Origin of the sequence: Pseudomonas sp. GD03903 (genome assembly GCF_029840045.1) — a bacterium.
GTDB classification, from domain to species: domain Bacteria; phylum Pseudomonadota; class Gammaproteobacteria; order Pseudomonadales; family Pseudomonadaceae; genus Pseudomonas; species Pseudomonas pseudonitroreducens.
Map to the genome: position 1 here is coordinate 1 of NZ_JAOCBT010000063.1, position 927 is coordinate 927.

1 protein-coding gene is annotated in these 927 nt (G+C 64.3%); it reads left to right on the plus strand.

Annotated elements, in window-relative coordinates; genetic code table 11:
* The coding region (locus N5C91_RS31810) for an Ig-like domain-containing protein (RefSeq protein ID WP_279834512.1) at window positions 1–927 on the plus strand (927 nt) is incomplete at both ends.

Consider the following 927-nt stretch of genomic DNA (forward strand, 5'->3'; position numbering starts at 1 on the left):
CAGACCATCAGCGGCAAGGCCGGTGGTGAGTTCCTCGCCGGTGACGTCGTCAGCTTTACGCTGAATGGCACCACCTACAGCGCCGCGGTCAACGCCTCAGGTGACTGGAGCGTCTCCGTGGCCGGTTCCGACCTGGCCAAGGCAGACAACATCCACGCCACGCTGATCGCCCACGACGCAGCGGGTAACGTTGGCAGCGCGACGGCTGATCACTCCTACACCGTGATCATCGATCCCGGCAAGCCCATTCTGAGCATCGACGTGGTGGCCGGTGACGACATCCTCAACCTGGCCGAATCGCAAACCAACCAGACCATCAGCGGCACGGTCATGGGCGAGTTCAAGGCCGGCGACGTCGTCAGCTTCACGCTGAACGGCCATGCCTACAGCACCGCCGTCAGTGGCTCGGGTGACTGGAACGTCTCCGTAGCCGGCTCCGACCTGGCCAAGGAAACCAATATCCACGCCACCCTGGTGGCACACGACAGGGCGGGCAACATCAGCTCCGTCTCGGCCGACCATGCCTACCGCGTGGACACGGTGCCGCCGGTAGCGACGCTGACCATCAACGTGGTGGCCGGTGACGACATCGTCAACCTGGCCGAATCGCAGACCAGCCAGACCATCAGCGGCAAGGCCGGCGGCGAGTTCCTGGCCGGCGACCTGGTGACCTTCACGCTGAACGGCCATGTCTACAGCGCGGCGGTCAACGCTTCGGGTGATTGGAGCGTCGCCGTCAGCGGTGCGGATCTGGCCAAGGAGACCAATATCCACGCCACCCTGGTGGCCCACGATATCGCCGGCAACTCCGGCACCGCCGTGGCCGACCATGCCTACACCGTTGACCTGATTCCGCCGGTAGCCACGCTGACCATCAACCCGGTGACGACCGACAACATCCTCAACCTTGAGGAGTCGAAGGTCAGT